Here is an 18,187-nt window from a genome sequence, read left to right as displayed (position 1 = left end):
GGAGGTTTAACTATGAAGGTAGGAGACATTGTAGCTAGAAAGTCACATAACAAAGATATAGTATTTAAAATAGTCTCTTTTGGTGTAGATGAAAATAATGAGAAAATAGCTATACTAAAGGGAATTGCATTTAGAGTAATAGCAGATGCTTATATTGATGACCTAGAATTAGTAAAAGCACCTGATATAAAAGATATATTAATAGATAAAAATGTAGAAAATTTATTATATAAGTCAGTAAGAAAAGCTAAAGAAAGACAAAAAAGAATGACTAGAGCAGTTCCAAAACTTCAATTAAATCCTAACACATATGGAATGCCTGGAAAAGTACTACAGATAGATGGAGATAAAGAATATTTAAAAATTTGCTTGGATGTATATGCTCAACTTGGAATACCTGCAGTAGGTGTAGCTGTTTCAGAGCAAAATCAGTATAAAGAAGTAAGAGCACTACTAGAAAAATATAATCCGGATATACTAGTAATAACAGGTCATGATGCAATGACAATAAAAAGAGGAGATATAGAAGATATGAGTAACTATAGAAACTCTTCAAATTTTGTTAAAACAGTAAAAGAAGCACGTAAATGGCAACCAAATTTGGATAATCTTGTAATATTCGCAGGAGCATGCCAATCAAATTATGAAAAAATAATAAGTGCAGGAGCAAACTATGCAAGTTCGCCTGGAAGAATAATGATACATGCATTAGACCCTGTTTTTATAGTGGAGAAAATTGCTTGTTCAAGAATTGATGTAGTAGTTCCTATTGATGAGGTTATAGAGCAGACTATTACAGGTGTTAAGGGAATTGGTGGTTCTGAAACAAGAGGAAAATTTAGATGGGCAATGCCAAAAACAATATTACATTAGCAAAAATTAACATAATTATACTGTATATCTTCAAAAATAGTATTGACATTTTTGCAAAAAATATATAAAATAATTAGTTTAAACATTTGACAAAAATGTTTATATGTGATATTATGTAAACATATAAACGTTAAAGAAGGTGATATTGTGGCTACTGTTCAAACTCTAGATAAGATAAGAGTAAGCTTAGAGAGACATATAGGAAAGAAAATATTGTTGAAAGCTAATAAAGGAAGAAAGCAGATTATTACAAAAGAGGGTATACTAGAAAAAGTTTATCCAAGCGTGTTTGTTATAAAGTTAGATGATGAAAGTAATGGATATCCTAGAGTATCTTATAGTTACTCAGATTTATTAACATCTAATGTAAAGTTGCAAGTTTTTAGAGATCAAGATAAATTACAAATAAGTTAAAATTATACCTATTTAAAAATAGGTGTAATTTTTTTTTTGCTCCTTAAATATAAATATAGTGTGATATTTTTATAATACTTAAGGAGGTAGACTATGGAATTAATTAAAGATGTAATTAAAGTTGACAATAGAATAGACTTTGGAAAATTTCAAACATTCATTGAAGCGGAGGCAGTTGTACCAGACAAAAAATTAGATGTATATGAAATTGTAAAAACAGAAGGATACATATCACTTAAAAAAATTGAAATGGCAGATGGGAAGATACTTTGCAGAGGTAGTTTTAATTATAATGTAATCTATATTGCAGATGATAAAAATACTATTTCTAATGTAGACGGAAAAGTAGATATAAACGAAGTAATAGAAAAAGACAATGTTATTCAAGATATGGAATACATGTTATTTTCAGAAGTAGAGCATATGGATTGTACTATAATGAATGAGAGAAAGATTAAAGTAGGAGCTCTTATGAATATAAGGGGAAGTTTGTTTGAAAAGCAAAGGTTAGACATTGTAAAAGATGTGGCGCAAGTGGAAGGCATACAAAAGCACAGAAAGGAAATTTGTTTTCAAGATATAGTTGGAATAGAAAAAGCAGAAAGTTCTATAAGAGATACTATAACAATAAACACAGAGGAAATTCAATCTATAATAAGTTTAAATCCATGTGTTAAAGTAAAAGAAAGTAGAGTGACTGACAATAAAGTTATTATTGGTGGAGTATTAGAAATAAATCCGTTAGCTTGTACATATGAGGGTGAACTTGTAGAGTTGGATAGAGTAGGTATTGAGTTTACTCAATTTGTAGAAGTCCCTGGAGTTAGTGATGGTATGACTGAAGAAGTATTGTTGTCTATGTCAGATTTTAATCATATTTTCAAGCAAAATAGTGAAAGCAACACAGGTCTTTTAGAAATAGATTGTATGGCTTGTTGTAAGGTAAAAGTTACAGATGAAGTTACAAGAGAAGTATTACAAGATGCATATTCGCCTCAAAAGATAATAAAATTTGACCACAAACCTATTCAATTAAATAAGACTTTAAGACGTAGTGAAGAAACATTTATGGTTAGAGAAGGCATAAGAAATGATAATGATGATATACAAATAAAAGATATTGTAAGCGTTTGTCCAACCATGTCTATAGAAAATAGTTATATTGAAGGAAATAAAAGCATTATACAAGGAATCATAAAAGTTGAAATTTTATTTGTCCCAGTTGAAGGTTTAAAATTGGTTTATAAAATTAGTGAGGAAATTCCATTTGAACATGATATAGAAATGGATAATCTAACTGATACAGCATCTGTGTTTAATACAGCATGTATTGATAAAGTCGAAGTTGATTTGAATAGGGACCAGATAGACCTGATTATCAAAATTAAGAGATTTACTGAAGCATTAGATAAGAAAGCAGAAAATTTTATTATCAAGGGAGAAGACCAAGGTGTATATGATTTATCTAAAGCTCCTAGCATAATCGTATATATATGCAAAGAAGGAGATACTTTCTGGAATATAGCAAAAAAATACAATACAACAGAAAATGAAATTGCAGAACTTAATGATATAAAACTTGATGAACCAATTAAGCCTGGTAAGTGTCTTATTTTAGAAAAAAAAGTCGTATTAGTAGATTAATATTAAAAAATTTAAAGTAATTAAGTATAATAGGGTATTATAATACCCTATTATTTTATTTTTTGTAGTATAATATTATTGTTAGTGATGCATTATTCTTTAAACAAGGAGGATAGAATGGATTTTATAAGACTAAAGAGTAGAGCAAAAATAAATTTATCCATTGATGTCTTGGGAAAAAGGCAAGACGGTTATCATTTTGTTGAAATGATAATGCAAACGATAGATTTATACGATATAGTAAAGATAAAAGAATTAGACGAAGATGAAATAAAGGTAAAAAGCACTAGTTTAGATATTCCTTTAGATGAAGATAATATTGTTTATAAAGCTGCCAAAATACTTAAAAATAAATTTTATATAAAAAAAGGTGTAGAAATATTCATAGAAAAAAATATTCCTGTAGCAGCAGGGATGGCTGGAGGAAGTTCTAATGCAGCCGCAGTATTAGTAGGTTTAAATCACCTATGGGAACTTAGATTATCTGAAGATGAATTAAAAGAAATAGGACTTAATTTGGGCGCAGATGTTCCTTTTTGTATATCAGGAAGACCTGCTTTAGCTCAAGGTATTGGAGAAAAGCTAACAAACATCAAAGGTTTACCATGTGATACAAATATATTGATATGCAAACCAGACTTATTCGTTTCTACTAAAGAAGTTTATCAAGGATTAGATTTGAATAATATTAAAAAAAGACCAAATAATAAATATTTGATAGAGTGTTTAAAATCTGAAGATATAAAAGCTGTATCAGAAAGCATGGTAAATATTCTTGAAAATGTTACTATAGGTAAACACAAAGAAATAAGTGATATAAAACAAGTAATGATGAAAAATAATGCTTTAGGTTCTATGATGAGTGGAAGTGGTCCTACAGTTTTTGGACTATTTAAAAATAAAGAAGATGCTCTAATTGGAAAAAAAGAATTATTAAAAAAATATAAACAGGTGTATGTTGTTAATAGCAGTCAAAAAGGGGTTGAAATTTGTGGAGAATTTAACTAAACTGAACTTGGATAATTACAAGCCATTAAGAGATGTAGTCTTTGAGAATTTAAGAGAAGCAATCTTAGAAGGAAAATTAAAGCCTGGTCAAAGGCTAATGGAAGTGCAACTAGCAGAACAATTAGGAGTAAGTAGGACTCCAGTGAGAGAGGCAATAAGAAAGCTTGAATTAGAAGGTTTAGTCGTTATGTTGCCTAGAAAAGGTGCGTATGTGGCAAATATGTCATTAAAGGATATTATGGATGTATTAGAAGTAAGAGCAAGCCTAGAAGGCTTAGCAGCATATCTTGCCGCTGAAAGAATTAGTGATGAAGATATTAAAAAGCTTAAAGATATATCAGAAGAATTTAAAAAAAGCACTTTGGAATCCGATGTAGATGCGTTATTAAAACTTGATGTAGAATTTCATGAATGTATATTTAAAGCAACTAATAATAAAAAATTAATCCAATTAATAAACTCATTGTGGGAACAAGTATATAGATTTAGAGTTACCTATATGTCTGCTTATGATACATCACATAATATTGTTGAAGAGCATAAATATTTACTTGATGCTATAATTAAAGGTGATAGTGAGCTATCCAAGAAGTATGCTACAGAGCATATAGAAAAAGCAGAGCAGTTTATGATAGATAAGGCTATGATTAGTAAAGACTTATAAAATATAAGGTTTAAAAAGCTATTTTAAAATGATTGTAATCATTTTAAGATAGCTTTTTTTATTAGTATTAAAAAATATTATGAATAAATTAAATTTAATTGGACATAATTGATGATATAAATTTATCTTGAGGGGGAATTTTCAATGAGAAAAATTAAGATTAGATTGGGACTATTAATATTAAGTCTTATATCAGTCATATCAATAATGACAATAGTAATAAATGGTGAGGTAAAAAAAGTAGACAATATATCAAAAGATTATAAAGATAAATTAATAAGATTTCATGTTATAGCAAACAGCAATACAGATGAAGACCAAGAACTTAAACTAAAAGTTAGAGATGAAGTAATAAAATATTTACAGCCAAAGCTTCAAAATTCAAAAAGTATAAAAGAAAGTGAAGCTATTATAAAAAAGGAATATAGTAGTCTGGAAGAAATAAGTAAAAATATTATTCTTAAAAATGGATATAATTACAGTGTAAAGGTAGGTATACAATATAGCAATTTCCCTACTAAACAATATTCTAATATAGTTCTTCCAGCTGGTGAATATAAAGCATTAAAGATTATCATTGGGAAAGGTGAAGGAAAAAACTGGTGGTGTGTTATGTTCCCTCCACTATGTTTTGTTGATGAATCTAATGGAGTGATAGATAAATCTACAGATGATAAGTTGAAGGAAGTTTTAACTGATAAAGAATATAAGTTAATAAAACAAGATACACCAAAAAAAACAAGTAGAGTAAAAATTAAGTTTAAAGTACTTGAAGTAGTCAAGGATTTAGAGAAAAAATTTTAAAAATAAGAATGTAAGGAGTGGTTTTAATCATGGACAGGTGGAGTAAACTGATGGCTACACTATTAGCTTTGACTTTTATATTTATGCCTATTAAAGAGGTATTTGCATATGAACCAACAGAAAATATTAAGAAAGTAAACAAACAAGAAAAAAATATAGCAAAGAAAGAAGTAATAAATTTATCTGATAATGATTTGATGTTATTATCTAAGTTGGTTGCAGGAGAAGCTAGAGGAGAAAGCTATGAGGGACAGGTTGCTGTAGCAGCTGTAGTAATAAATAGAGTATTGGACCCTAGATTTCCAGACACAATAGAAGAAGTCATATATCAAAAAAATGCTTTCTCAGTTGTGCTTGATGGTTCAATAAAGATGGCACCAACAGACTCAGCACGTAAAGCAGCTCAGGAAGCTCTTTATGGAACTGACCCAACTAATAAAGCAGTATATTTTTGGAATCCAGAAATAGCCACTTGCAAATGGATAAATAGATTGAATCCTTATATGAGAATAGGAAATCATGTGTTTGCAAAATAAATTTAAATTTTTAAGTAGTGAAAGGAGTTGTCTTTTTGTAGAAATTATTTTCTAATTTAAGATAGCTCCTTTATTTTTTGTGTAAAATAAACTATAATAATCATTTAGGTAATAATATATTAATTATGAATATAAATATAAATTTTAGCGATAAATAAGTTGTTGTTAAACACAAAAATGTAAAGTAGGTGTTGTATAAAGATGAACAATAAACCAATAGGAGTTTTTGATTCGGGATTAGGTGGATTAACAGTTCTAAAAGAGATAATGAAGATATTACCAAATGAGGATATAATATACTTTGGAGATACTGCCAGAATACCATATGGTTCAAGATCCAAAGAAACTATAATTAAATATACTTTTCAAGCTATAAACTTTTTAAAAACAAAAGGTGTAAAAGCTATAGTTATAGCATGTAACACTGCTACTGCAAGAAGCTTAAAAGAAGCTCAAGAAAAATATGATATACCGATAATTGGAGTTATAGAAGCAGGAGCTAGAACAGCTGTAAGTTCTACAAAAAACAAAATTGTAGGAATAATAGGAACTGAAGGAACTATAAGTTCAAAAGCATACAACTTGGAAATATCTAAAATAGATGAGAGTATAGAAATTGTTAATAAAGCATGTCCTTTATTTGTACCTATTGTTGAAGAAGGATGGGCAAATACAGAAGTGGCTAAATTGACAGCAAAGATATATTTACAAGAATTGAAAGAAAAAAATATAGATTCTTTAGTGTTAGGATGTACTCATTATCCTATTTTAAAGAGAACAATAGGTGAAGAAGTTGGAGAGCATATAAAACTTGTTAATCCAGCTAAAGAGACTGCAAAGGATTTAAAAAAGATTTTAGAGGTGCAAAATATTATAAACAATACAGAAATTCATGGAACTTATCAATATTATGTATCAGATATACCTGAAAAATTTTCAGATATAGCAAGAGAGTTCTTAAAGAAAAAAATTGATAAGATTCAAAAAGTAGAAATACAAAAATACTAGTTTATATGAAGAATCTATGGAGGAAAAATCGTTGAGTGTAAAAATAAGTATAAATACTAGACAATATGATGAAAAAGGAAATATGGACACCATAGAGATGACTGCCTTTGGTAAAATTTTTTATAAAAATGATGGAATATATGTTATTTACAAGGAAAAAGAAGAAAATATAGAAATAACTAATACTATAAAGATACTTAAAAATCAAGTTAGTATCAAAAAGTTTGGTGCTATTAACTCAACAATGCTGTTTAAATGTGGAGAAAGTAGTACTACAAAGTATGTGACCCCACAAGGTACTTTATTAATTGATATTGATACAAGAGAATTAGATATAAATATACAAGAAGGGGAACACATAAAATTGAAAATAGACTATAATATAAAGGTACAAGATTTATTTTTAGGTAGGAATAAAATAGATATATACATAGGTACTAAATAATAACTATGGCTATTTTCCAGAAATTTTATAAAGGTAGTGAAAAAACTACCTTTTATTTAATTTATTTGGTATTATTATATTTATATTAAACTTTAATTTCTTAAAATTGATACAAGGGTTTAGCGTTTTTTTATAGAAAGTATACTTAAAAGTGAATAAAACTAAGTGTAAGAGGGATAAATATGATATTTGATAAGGTACTAAGTACTATAAATAAACATAATTTAATACAAAAAGGCGATAAAATAGTTTTAGGTCTTTCTGGAGGACCTGATTCAGTTTGTTTATTGCATGTACTAAATAGATTAAAAAAAGATTTTAATATAGAAATATATGCAGCACATTTAAACCATCAAATAAGAGGGATAGAAGCTCAAAAAGATGCATTATATGTATCTAAACTTTGTGAGGATATGGGAATTATATTCTTTGTAAAGTCTATTAATGTACCAAAATATTGTGAAAATGAGGGATTATCATTAGAAGAAGGAGCAAGGAAGCTAAGATATGAAATGTTTTATGAAATTAAGGATAAGATTAAAGCCAATAAAATAGCAATAGGTCATAATCTCAATGACCAAGCCGAAACGGTTATGATGCGTATCATGAGAGGAACAGGTTTAAAAGGTTTAAAGGGAATTGATTATATTAGAGATAATTGCATAATTAGACCCATATTAGACGTGGAAAGAAATGAGATAGAGGAGTATTGTGAAGCTTATAATTTAAATCCGAGGATAGATAAAACAAATTTAGAAAATATATACACTAGAAATAAGATAAGGTTAGACCTTTTACCATATATGAAGGATAATTTTAATTCAAATGTAATAGAATCTATAGTGAGGATGAGCAATAGTTTAAAAAGTGATAACGATTATATTGAGAAAGAGGCAGAAGCTAAATTTAGAGAAGTTTCGAATATAAAAGAAAAAGGCTTTGTAGAGATAAATTTAGACAATTTTGTTTGCTTACATGATGCTATCAAAGTTAGAGTTCTTAGAAATTCCATAAAACATATACTAGGAGATACTAATTTTGTTGACCAAAGACATATAGAGGATATAATGTCTTTAGAAGATAATTCAAAAGTAAATAAAATGTTAACTCTTCCAAGAAATATATTTGTTTATAGAAAAAAAGACTGTATAATATTAACGAATGAGGAAATTGTTAATGAGGAAATTGAATTTTATTACAATGTACCTAGTAATGGGTTTATTAAAATAAAAGAATTAAAACAAATTATTGAGACCCAAGTAATGAGCATAGATAGGTATAAGAGTATGAAATTAGACAATTCATCTAAAGGGTTTGATTTTAATAAGGTAAAAGGGGGTATAGTAATAAGAAGCAGAAGGCAAGGTGATAAGATAAAGCTTGCTATGGGAAGTAAAAAAGTGAAAGATTTATTCATAGATTTAAAAATCCCAAGAGAAGAAAGATGTAAAATTCCTATAATCACAGATAGTGAAGGAATAATATGTGTTGGAGATTATAAAATCAGTGAAAATTATAAAATTGATGAAAACACAAAAGAAGTATTAAAAATTAATTTTAACAAATTATAGGGCAAAGCAATGTATGAAAGGAGGGCTTCTATATTGAATAAGTTGCTAAAAGGGGCAGGTTTTTATCTACTTGTTTTTATAATTATAGTAGGTATAGTTCAATTCTCAGGTAAGCCTACAGAAAAAATAAAAGATTTAAAATTCTCTGAAGTATATAGAGAATTAACAGATGAGAATATATCAAGATTATACTTTGTAAATCAAACTTCTGTAGAAGGTACTATAAAAGATACAAATACAAAGTTTAAGTCATATGTTCCAACAGAAGTGATGGGAAATAAACTTGCAGATGAGGTGTTAGACCAAGCTAAGGCTGGGAAACTAACTTTTGGTGGTGAAGCTAAGCCATCTACACCTTGGTTTGTCGAAATGTTGCCTACATTACTGTTAATATTCTTCATGGTGATTATTTGGTTCGTGTTTATGAATCAGTCTCAAGGTGGAGGCGGAAAGGTTATGAGTTTTGGCAAATCAAAAGCTAAGGTTCATAAAGATGATGAAAAAACTAGAGTTACATTTAAAGATGTAGCTGGACTAGATGAGGAAAAAGAAGATTTGCAGGAGGTAGTAGATTTCTTAAAGAATCCTAAGAAATATATTGAATTGGGTGCAAGAATACCAAAAGGAATGCTTATGGTAGGACCTCCTGGAACTGGTAAAACATATCTATCAAGAGCAGTTGCAGGAGAAGCAGGAGTTCCCTTTTTCAGTATAAGTGGTTCTGATTTCGTTGAGATGTTTGTTGGGGTTGGTGCTTCAAGAGTAAGAGATTTATTTGAACAGGCTAAGAAAAGTGCTCCAGCTATCATATTCATAGATGAAATTGATGCAGTTGGTAGAAAAAGAGGTGCAGGTCTTGGTGGAGGTCATGATGAAAGAGAGCAAACTCTTAATCAACTTCTAGTTGAAATGGATGGATTTGGGGTAAATCAAGGTATAATAATCATGGCAGCTACAAATAGACCAGATATACTTGACCCAGCTTTACTTAGACCAGGAAGATTTGACAGACAAGTTGTTGTTGGTACACCAGATGTAAAAGGTAGAGAGGCTATATTTAAAGTTCACTCAAGAAATAAACCATTAAGTGATGATGTAAAAATGGATGTCTTGGCTAGAAGAACACCAGGATTTACTCCTGCTGATATAGAGAACTTAATGAATGAGGCTGCAATATTAACAGCTAGAAAAAGAGAAAAGAAAATTAAGATGGAAACTATAGAAGAAGCTATAACAAAGGTTATAGCAGGTGTGGCTAAAAAATCGAAAGTAATAAGTGAGAAAGAAAGAAGACTTACAGCATACCATGAAGGAGGGCATGCAGTTTGTGCCCATGTACTTGAAGAAGTAAGTCCTGTTCATCAAGTTACAATAGTTCCAAGAGGAAGAGCTGGAGGGTTTACAATGCAACTTCCTGTTGAAGATAAGTTCTATGCTACAAAAAATGAAATGAAAGAAAATATTGTAGTTTTACTTGGTGGTAGAGTAGCAGAAGAGCTAGTACTTAAGGATGTATCTACAGGTGCTTCAAATGACTTAGAAAGAGTTACAGCTACTGCAAGAAGTATGGTAACAAAGTATGGAATGAGTTCTAAGCTTGGTCCAATGTCATTTGACAGTGATGATGAAGTATTCCTAGGTAATAGTTTTTCAAGTAAGAGAAATTATTCTGAAGAAGTTGCTTTTGAGATAGACCAAGAAACAAAGCGTATAGTTGATGGTGCATATGATAAGACAAGAAGTATATTACAAGAAAATATGGATAGATTAGAGTATGTAGCACAAGCTTTACTTATATATGAAACTTTAGATGCAGAACAATTTGTAAAAGCATTTAATAAAGAGTTACCTCTGAATGAAATTGAAAATGCAGTTACAGAGGAAAATTCTTCTAAAGAAGTTGAAGAACAATTAACTATAAAATTAGAAAAAGATGAAGAAGAAAGAAACAATGTTATTGATATAAATAAAAATTTAGAAGATAAATCTGATAAAGATAAATAGTTTTAAGACCTTGGTCATTTTAAGATTATTATCTGATGTGGATTAAATACTAAAACTGAAAGTATAATATTAAATTAATAAGCAAATTATATTTGCATGTATTAATTTAATTGATACTTTCAGTTTTTTTATTATTTTAAAATTATTTAAATAAAATGTAAAATTATATAAATCATCAATATAAAATATAAAACAACCATTATAATAATTAAAAAGGAAATTTAAAATTAATAGTATTAAAAGTATATTAATAATGTATAATTATTTATTAGAAGAAAATAAGTCATGAAATTATGTCATATTAGAGGTGAAATATGCGAGATAAAATAATAGAGATTATATTAAATAATAAATCTGAATTTATTTCAGGAGAAGAATTATCAAAACAATTAGGGGTGTCACGTGCAGCTATATGGAAACATATGAAAGCCTTAAAAGAAGAGGGATATAATATAGAATCTGTAAATAAAAAAGGGTATCGATTAGCGGAAAATCCAACTGATTTATTAAGCCCACAGAATATTTACTATAAATTAGATACAGAGTTTATTGGAAAAAATATTGAACATCTTGACACTATAGATTCAACAAATGAACATGCTAAAAGGATAGCTATAAATAGTGTAGATGGGACTGTGATTTTAAGTGAACATCAAGACATGGGGAAAGGACGATTGGGAAGAAGATGGGATTCAAAACCTCATGAAGGAATCTGGATGAGTATTATATTAAAACCAAATATGGAACCATTCAAAGCTCCATTTATAACTTTAATAGCAGGAGCAAGTGTAACGAAAGCTTTAAACAATCTAGGAGCAAATACATTAATAAAATGGCCAAATGATGTTATTTTAAATGGAAAAAAAATATGTGGTATATTAACAGAGTTATCTGCTGAAATTGAAAGAACAAATTATGTTGTTCTTGGAATTGGAATAAATGTTAAAATAATGGATTTTGAACAAGAAATAGCTGACAAAGCCACATCATTGTATAAAGAAGGGTATATGTTATCCAGAGTAGATATTGTTAGGAATGTATTGACTGAATTTGAAAAATTATATTTAGATTATACTGTAAATAATTCCAAAGAAAAAACCTTAAAAATATGTAGAGATTATTCTGCAATTATAGATAAAAATATATATGTATTAAAAGGAGATAATAGAGAACTAGTGAAATGTTTAGACATAAATGAAGAGGGAAATTTATTAGTTCAAAGAAGTGATGGAAGTATAAAAGAAATTATTTCAGGTGAAGTTTCTATAAGAGGAGAAAAAGGATATGTATAATAATATTTTGGATATAGAAGGCTTAAAGGTTGGGCAGGTTGAGGATAGAAATGGTCTTACTGGGTGCACAGTAGTAATATGTGAAGAAGGAGCTACTTGCGGTGTTGATGTAAGGGGCTCTGCTCCAGGGACTAGAGAAACCGATTTATTAGACCCTGTAAATATGGTTCAAAAAGTTCATGCAGTAGTTTTGGCTGGAGGTTCTGCATATGGTCTTGAATCCACTTGTGGTGTAAGTAGATACTTAGAAGAAAAAGGAATTGGCTTTGATGTAGGTGTAGGTAAAGTGCCTATAGTTGTAGGAGCAGTTTTATTTGATTTAGGAGTAGGGAGCTTTAAATGTAGACCAGATTTAAAGATGGGTTATAGAGCTTGTGAAGTTGCAAATACTGATATTTTAAATCAAGGAAATTATGGAGCAGGTTGTGGAGCCACTGTTGGAAAGATAAGAGGTCAGGAATATGCTATGAAAGGCGGAATAGGTAGCTATTCTATAAAATTAGATAATGGTCTAGTTGTATCTGCATTAATTGCTGTAAATGCTCTTGGAGATGTTTATGAAAATGGTAAGGTTATAGCTGGTGCTTTAAATGATAAAAGGACAGAAACAATTGATACATATAAATTAATGAAACAAGGTGAAAGTAAAGGTGGATTTAGTGTAGATAATACTACAATTGGGATAATTGCAACAAATGCTAAGTTAACCAAAGCTGGATGTAAAAAGATATCTCAAATGGGACATGATGGATATGCTAAGTCTATTTTTCCTATCCATACACCTCATGATGGAGATACAATATTCACAATATCAACAGGAGAAATAGAAGCAGATATAACATTAGTAGGTTCATTGGCTGTAGAGGTTGTGGAAAAAAGTATAATAAATGCAGTAAAAAAAGCGGATAGTGTAGAAAATATAATGGCATATAAAGATATAGTAAAAAAACGAGAAATATGATGAAATTAGCATATTTTTCTTGTCAAATTGTTGACAATGGCAACTCATCTTGATAAAATTATTCTTGTTAGAGCGGGCATCCTACAATGGTAGCTTGACTCATAATTATAAGAAAAAAACGAAAAAATTAAAAAATTAAGTAGTCCGGCATCTTAATGAGCTGGAACGGAGGTGTATTTTTTATGATGAACACAAGTGCATCAGTAAGAAAAGTAAATGTAAGAAAGATGACTATAATAGGAGTACTATCAGCTATTTCTATTATGCTATCTATGACTCCATTGGGATTTATTCCAGTTGGACCTACAAAAGCAACTATAATGCACATACCAGTTATTATTGGAGCTATTATGGAAGGACCAATAGTTGGGGCAGCAATAGGATTTATATTTGGGATATCAAGTCTCTTAAATGCTATAACAAACCCAACAGTAACATCTTTTGTTTTTATAAATCCATTAGTTTCAATATTACCAAGAGTTATGATAGGTGTATTAGCTTATTATGTATATCAGTTAATAATTAAGGCTACAAATAAGGTATACATATCAGGTTTAATTACAGGGGCAATAGGTTCTCTGTTAAATACAGCTGGAGTTTTAGGAATGATATATGTCTTATATGCTGACAAGTATCTTCATGCAATGGGTAAAAGTGGTTCAGCAGGAAAAGTAATAATGGCTCTTGCCGCAGCAAATGGGGTGCCAGAAGCAATAGTAGGGGCTTTAGTAGTAGCTGCTGTTGCCACTGTACTTAAGAAAAGCAAAAAATAGAAAGAAGGTTAATGACATATGCTTCTAGTATTTGATGTTGGAAATACTAATATGGTTTTAGGTATATATAAAGGTGACAAATTAGTTAATTACTGGAGAATTAAAACAGATAGGGAAAAAACGTCTGATGAATATGGAATCCTGATAAGTAACCTATTTGATTATGATAATGTGAATATAAGTGATATTGATGATGTTATAATATCATCTGTAGTTCCGAATGTTATGCATTCTCTTGAAAACTTTTGTATAAAGTACTGTAAAAAACAGCCATTAATAGTAGGTCCAGGCATAAAAACAGGTCTAAATATAAAATATGATAATCCAAAACAAGTTGGGGCAGATAGAATAGTTAATGCTGTAGCAGGGATAGAAAAGTATGGAGCACCAAGTATACTTGTTGATTTTGGAACAGCAACTACATTTTGTGCTATCTCTGAAAAAGGTGAATATTTGGGTGGAACAATAGCACCAGGAATAAAAATATCTAGTGAGGCGTTATTTCAAAGTGCGTCTAAATTACCTAGAGTAGAATTAGCTAAGCCAGGTATGACTATTTGTAAGAGTACTGTATCAGCCATGCAATCTGGAATAATTTATGGATATGTTGGTTTAGTTGACAAAATAATAAGTATGATGAAGAAAGAATTGAATTGTGATGATGTTAAGGTTATAGCTACAGGTGGATTAGCTAAACTGATTGCTTCAGAGACGAAAAGTATAGATTATGTAGATGGTTTTTTAACACTAGAAGGATTGAGAATAATATATGAAAAAAACCAAGAATAATTAATATACAGGGAATTGGGTTATATATCCAATTCCCTTTTTATGATAGATTTCTAGCTATATGTGGTATATTATAATGAGGAAATAAGAATTTAAAGTTAAATCACAAAATAAAGGCAAAAATAGGAGAAAAACAATGAAAATAGGAAATTTAGAATTGAAAAATAAAGTTTTTCTATCACCTATGGCAGGTGTAACAGACCTTCCATTTAGATTAATTTGTAAAGAACAGGGATGTGGGCTTTTATATACAGAAATGATAAATGGTAAGGCACTTTGCTATGATGATGAAAATACTAAAAAAATGCTTAAGATAGAAGAGGAAGAACATCCTGTAGCAGTTCAGATATTCGGTTCAGAACCAGAGTTTATGGGAAGAGCAGCAGAGATAATGAATGATTATTCAAATGAGATTCTCGATATAAATATGGGGTGTCCAGCTCCAAAAGTAGTTAAAAATGGAGATGGCTCAGCACTTATGAAAAATCCTAAGCTTGCAGAAGAGGTATTGAGGGCAGTAGTGAAGAACTCAAAAAAGCCAGTGACTTTAAAGATTCGAAAAGGCTGGGATGATAATAGTGTAAATGCTGTTGAAATAGCAAAGATAGCAGAGGATTGTGGAATAAGTGCTTTAGCAATACATGGAAGAACTAGAGAACAGTTTTATACAGGCAAAGCAGACTGGGATATAATTGCAGAGATTAAGAAAAATTTGAGTATACCTGTTATAGGAAATGGTGATGTATTTACAATAGAAGATTCAATAAATATGTTAGACAAAACTGGTTGTGATGCTATAATGATAGGTAGGGGTGCTCAAGGTAACCCTTGGATATTTAAAAGAATAAACCATTATATGAATACAGGCGAGATTTTGCCAGAGCCAACTCTTAACGAAAAAATAAGTACTGCCATTAAGCATTTAAAACTTGCAGTAGAAGAACATGGAGAGTATGTAGCTGTAAGGGAAATGAGAAAACACATCGCTTGGTATTTAAAAGGACTTAGAAACTCTGCAAAATTAAGGGATGAAATTAACAAAATAGAAGACTATCAAGAAGTTGTGTCGAAATTGGAGTACTATATGGAAGACTCCTTGACATAAAAATAATAGTGACTTATAATATAGCGCATAAATTAAAAAAAGATTATAAAATTTTTAAAATATAATTAGGAAAATTCCTAAGAAATTTGTGAAGGAGTTGTATTTATAATGGAAGAAAATAAAGAGTTTTTATTGACATAAGAGGGATATGATAAATTAGAAGAAGAATTAGAAAACTTAAAGGTTGTAAAGAGAAAAGAAGTTGCAGAGAGAATAAAAGTTGCTATATCTTTTGGTGATTTATCTGAAAATGCTGAGTATGATGAAGCTAAAAAGGAACAAGCACAAGTTGAAGAAAGAATTTTAAAATTAGAAAATATGGTTAGAAAAGCTGTTATCATAGATGAAAGCAAAATAGACCTTAATGTTGTTACAATAGGATCAATAGTTAAAGTTAAGGATTTAGAATTTGATGAAGAGGTTGAATATACTATAGTTGGTTCGACAGAAGCAGACCCATATGATGGTAAAATATCAAACGAATCTCCTGTAGGGAAAGCACTTTTAGGTAGAGCTGCGAAAGAAGTTGTGGAAGTGCAAGTTCCTGATGGAGTTGCTAAGTTTGAAATATTAGAAATAAGAAGATAATTTGGAGGAAAAAAATGAAAAATAATCAACAAAGCAATGAAGAAGCGCAAATTCAAGAAGACCTTAGTGAAGTACTTCAAGTAAGAAGAGATAAACTAAAAAAATTACAAGAGTCAGGTAGAGATCCTTTTAAAGAAAGTAGATATGATAGAACTCATTATTCTATGGATATAAAAGATAACTTTGATTCTCTTGAAGGTAAAACTACAAAAATAGCAGGACGTATAATGAGCAAGAGAATACAAGGAAAAGCTGGCTTTATAGATATTCAAGACCAAGAGGGAAGAATCCAATCTTATGTAAGACTAGATGCTATAGGAGAGGAAGAATATAGTGTATTTTCAACATATGATATTGGAGATATAGTTGGAATTGAAGGAGAAATCTTTAAAACTAAAAAAGGTGAAATATCTGTAAAGGCTAAATCTGTAGTATTACTATGTAAATCTTTACAAGTTTTACCAGAAAAATATCATGGATTAAAAGACCAAGAACTAAGATATAGACAAAGATATGTTGACTTAATAGTAAATCCAGAAGTAAAAAATGCTTTTTTAATTAGAACAAAAGCATTAAAAGCATTAAGAGCATACTTAGATGATAGAGGATTTTTAGAAGTTGAGACTCCAATATTAAATACTATAGCAGGTGGGGCAAATGCTAGACCATTTATAACTAATCATAATACTTTACATATACCAATGTATTTAAGAATAGCGAATGAATTGTATTTAAAAAGACTTATTGTTGGTGGATTTGATAAAGTTTATGAAATGGGAAGAATGTTTAGAAATGAAGGTATGGATTTAAAACATAATCCTGAATATACTGCAATAGAATTATATCAAGCATATGCAGACTATACTGATATGATGGAAATAACAGAAAATGTTATTGCACATATGGCTGAAGTTGCTACAGGAAGTATGATAGTTAACTATCAAGGAACAGAAATAAACTTTACACCACCTTGGAAAAGAATGAGTATGGAAGATTGTGTTAAAGAATATTCTGGTGTAGATTTTTCTACTATAAATACAGATGAAGAGGCACTAGAAGTTGCTAGGGAAAAAGGTATAGAGATAAAACCTGGAATGAGAAGAGGGGAAGTAATAAATGCTTTCTTTGAAGAATTTGGAGAAGATAAATTAATCCAACCAACATTTATAACTCATCATCCAGTTGAAGTATCTCCATTATCTAAGAGAAATGTTGAAGACCCAAGAAGAACTGATAGATTTGAGGCATTTGCTAATAAGTGGGAGTTAGCTAATGCATTTTCTGAACTTAATGACCCTATTGACCAAAAAGGAAGATTTATAGACCAATTAAGAAAAAGAGAATTAGGTGATGATGAAGCTTTTGAAATGGATGAAGATTTCTTAAAAGCATTAGAGGTAGGTCTACCTCCTACAGGAGGACTAGGAATAGGTATAGATAGAGTAATTATGTTATTAACTAACTCTCCATCTATAAGAGATGTATTATTATTCCCGACTATGAAACCTATTGATAACAATCCAAATAAAGAAGAAGAAAACTAAGAAATATTAGCATTCTACTAAGTTTTAAATAAAGTTTAGCTATTAAATTATCAATAAATAGCTAAATTTTATTTAAAATGTCAGTGTAGAATGCTTTTTATATGCTTCAAAGATTCTTTTAGATATTTAATTTATAAATTACCAACAAACGTTAGAAATTGATA

Annotated in this window: 17 protein-coding genes and 1 pseudogene; all 18 read left to right on the top strand. The window is 29.6% G+C overall.

The window, feature by feature from the left end:
* The first annotated feature begins 12 nt into the window (after positions 1–12).
* The 18 genes and pseudogenes from yabG to lysS all read left to right on the top strand — a co-directional run bounded on the left by yabG (position 13) and on the right by lysS (position 18,023).
* A complete protein-coding gene (gene yabG, locus CDIF1296T_RS18530; RefSeq protein ID WP_003422239.1) occupies positions 13–873 on the top strand; it encodes a sporulation peptidase YabG in 861 nt (286 codons plus the stop codon).
* Positions 874–1,020: 147 nt separating this feature from the next.
* Positions 1,021–1,287, top strand: a complete 267-nt coding sequence (locus CDIF1296T_RS18525; protein WP_009892135.1) for a Veg family protein — start codon at positions 1,021–1,023, stop codon at positions 1,285–1,287.
* 93 nt (positions 1,288–1,380) lie between these two features.
* On the top strand, positions 1,381–2,931 hold the full coding sequence (locus CDIF1296T_RS18520) for a DUF3794 and LysM peptidoglycan-binding domain-containing protein (RefSeq protein WP_009898760.1): 1,551 nt from the start codon (positions 1,381–1,383) through the stop codon (positions 2,929–2,931).
* 117 nt (positions 2,932–3,048) lie between these two features.
* On the top strand, positions 3,049–3,939 hold the full coding sequence (gene ispE, locus CDIF1296T_RS18515; protein WP_009894070.1) for a 4-(cytidine 5'-diphospho)-2-C-methyl-D-erythritol kinase: 891 nt from the start codon (positions 3,049–3,051) through the stop codon (positions 3,937–3,939).
* Positions 3,923–4,603: a GntR family transcriptional regulator gene (locus CDIF1296T_RS18510; RefSeq protein WP_009892132.1), complete on the top strand. Its 681-nt coding sequence runs from the start codon at positions 3,923–3,925 to the stop codon at positions 4,601–4,603. The genes ispE and CDIF1296T_RS18510 overlap by 17 nt, the downstream gene beginning before the upstream one ends.
* Positions 4,604–4,747: 144 nt before the next feature.
* Positions 4,748–5,407: a stage II sporulation protein R gene (spoIIR, locus tag CDIF1296T_RS18505; RefSeq protein ID WP_003425996.1), complete on the top strand. Its 660-nt coding sequence runs from the start codon at positions 4,748–4,750 to the stop codon at positions 5,405–5,407.
* A gap of 50 nt (positions 5,408–5,457) precedes the next feature.
* Positions 5,458–5,943: a cell wall hydrolase gene (locus CDIF1296T_RS18500; protein ID WP_009892129.1), complete on the top strand. Its 486-nt coding sequence runs from the start codon at positions 5,458–5,460 to the stop codon at positions 5,941–5,943.
* A 201-nt stretch (positions 5,944–6,144) separates the two neighbouring features.
* Positions 6,145–6,951 (top strand): glutamate racemase, encoded by an 807-nt coding sequence (gene murI / locus CDIF1296T_RS18495; RefSeq protein WP_003425992.1) that lies wholly within the window; start codon positions 6,145–6,147, stop codon positions 6,949–6,951.
* A 16-nt stretch (positions 6,952–6,967) separates the two neighbouring features.
* Entirely contained in the window at positions 6,968–7,396 is a 429-nt protein-coding gene (locus CDIF1296T_RS18490; RefSeq protein WP_012816442.1) for a YwiB family protein, read from the top strand.
* A gap of 182 nt (positions 7,397–7,578) precedes the next feature.
* The gene (tilS, locus tag CDIF1296T_RS18485; protein ID WP_009898757.1) at positions 7,579–8,967 is read left to right on the top strand and encodes a tRNA lysidine(34) synthetase TilS; all 1,389 of its coding nucleotides are present in this window, start codon (positions 7,579–7,581) and stop codon (positions 8,965–8,967) included.
* A 33-nt stretch (positions 8,968–9,000) separates the two neighbouring features.
* On the top strand, positions 9,001–10,971 hold the full coding sequence (ftsH, locus tag CDIF1296T_RS18480) for an ATP-dependent zinc metalloprotease FtsH (RefSeq protein WP_009892124.1): 1,971 nt from the start codon (positions 9,001–9,003) through the stop codon (positions 10,969–10,971).
* Between the two features lie 314 nt (positions 10,972–11,285).
* Positions 11,286–12,263 (top strand): biotin--[acetyl-CoA-carboxylase] ligase, encoded by a 978-nt coding sequence (locus tag CDIF1296T_RS18475; RefSeq protein WP_003434956.1) that lies wholly within the window; start codon positions 11,286–11,288, stop codon positions 12,261–12,263.
* Positions 12,256–13,224 (top strand): P1 family peptidase, encoded by a 969-nt coding sequence (locus tag CDIF1296T_RS18470; protein ID WP_009898756.1) that lies wholly within the window; start codon positions 12,256–12,258, stop codon positions 13,222–13,224. Before CDIF1296T_RS18475 ends, CDIF1296T_RS18470 begins: the two co-directional genes overlap by 8 nt.
* Positions 13,225–13,406: 182 nt before the next feature.
* Entirely contained in the window at positions 13,407–13,997 is a 591-nt protein-coding gene (locus CDIF1296T_RS18465) for an ECF transporter S component (RefSeq protein WP_009892118.1), read from the top strand.
* 18 nt (positions 13,998–14,015) lie between these two features.
* Entirely contained in the window at positions 14,016–14,786 is a 771-nt protein-coding gene (locus tag CDIF1296T_RS18460; protein WP_003425980.1) for a type III pantothenate kinase, read from the top strand.
* Between the two features lie 136 nt (positions 14,787–14,922).
* Positions 14,923–15,891, top strand: coding sequence for a tRNA dihydrouridine synthase DusB (gene dusB, locus CDIF1296T_RS18455; protein ID WP_003434962.1), 969 nt, complete (start codon positions 14,923–14,925; stop codon positions 15,889–15,891).
* 108 nt (positions 15,892–15,999) lie between these two features.
* Positions 16,000–16,479 (top strand): annotated as a pseudogene (gene greA, locus CDIF1296T_RS18450) (transcription elongation factor GreA).
* Between the two features lie 14 nt (positions 16,480–16,493).
* Positions 16,494–18,023, top strand: a complete 1,530-nt coding sequence (gene lysS, locus CDIF1296T_RS18445) for a lysine--tRNA ligase (RefSeq protein WP_003434963.1) — start codon at positions 16,494–16,496, stop codon at positions 18,021–18,023.
* Positions 18,024–18,187: the final 164 nt, after the last annotated feature.

The organism is Clostridioides difficile ATCC 9689 = DSM 1296 (assembly GCF_001077535.1).
GTDB lineage: Bacteria > Bacillota > Clostridia > Peptostreptococcales > Peptostreptococcaceae > Clostridioides > Clostridioides difficile.
The sequence above is the reverse complement of the archived record's forward strand: the minus strand, read 5'-3'. Positions and strand labels throughout refer to the sequence as shown.

Excerpts from the sequence above, each read along its gene's own strand:
- yabG (WP_003422239.1), top strand. The coding sequence starts at position 13 with ATGAAGGTAGGAGACATTGTAGCTAGAAAGTCACATAACAAAGATATA.
- CDIF1296T_RS18520 (WP_009898760.1), top strand. The coding sequence starts at position 1,381 with ATGGAATTAATTAAAGATGTAATTAAAGTTGACAATAGAATAGACTTT.
- ispE (WP_009894070.1), top strand. The coding sequence starts at position 3,049 with ATGGATTTTATAAGACTAAAGAGTAGAGCAAAAATAAATTTATCCATT.
- spoIIR (WP_003425996.1), top strand. The coding sequence starts at position 4,748 with ATGAGAAAAATTAAGATTAGATTGGGACTATTAATATTAAGTCTTATA.
- CDIF1296T_RS18500 (WP_009892129.1), top strand. The coding sequence starts at position 5,458 with ATGGCTACACTATTAGCTTTGACTTTTATATTTATGCCTATTAAAGAG.
- murI (WP_003425992.1), top strand. The coding sequence starts at position 6,145 with ATGAACAATAAACCAATAGGAGTTTTTGATTCGGGATTAGGTGGATTA.
- CDIF1296T_RS18490 (WP_012816442.1), top strand. The coding sequence starts at position 6,968 with ATGGAGGAAAAATCGTTGAGTGTAAAAATAAGTATAAATACTAGACAA.
- tilS (WP_009898757.1), top strand. The coding sequence starts at position 7,579 with ATGATATTTGATAAGGTACTAAGTACTATAAATAAACATAATTTAATA.
- CDIF1296T_RS18475 (WP_003434956.1), top strand. The coding sequence starts at position 11,286 with ATGCGAGATAAAATAATAGAGATTATATTAAATAATAAATCTGAATTT.
- CDIF1296T_RS18470 (WP_009898756.1), top strand. The coding sequence starts at position 12,256 with ATGTATAATAATATTTTGGATATAGAAGGCTTAAAGGTTGGGCAGGTT.
- CDIF1296T_RS18465 (WP_009892118.1), top strand. The coding sequence starts at position 13,407 with ATGATGAACACAAGTGCATCAGTAAGAAAAGTAAATGTAAGAAAGATG.
- CDIF1296T_RS18460 (WP_003425980.1), top strand. The coding sequence starts at position 14,016 with ATGCTTCTAGTATTTGATGTTGGAAATACTAATATGGTTTTAGGTATA.
- dusB (WP_003434962.1), top strand. The coding sequence starts at position 14,923 with ATGAAAATAGGAAATTTAGAATTGAAAAATAAAGTTTTTCTATCACCT.
- lysS (WP_003434963.1), top strand. The coding sequence starts at position 16,494 with ATGAAAAATAATCAACAAAGCAATGAAGAAGCGCAAATTCAAGAAGAC.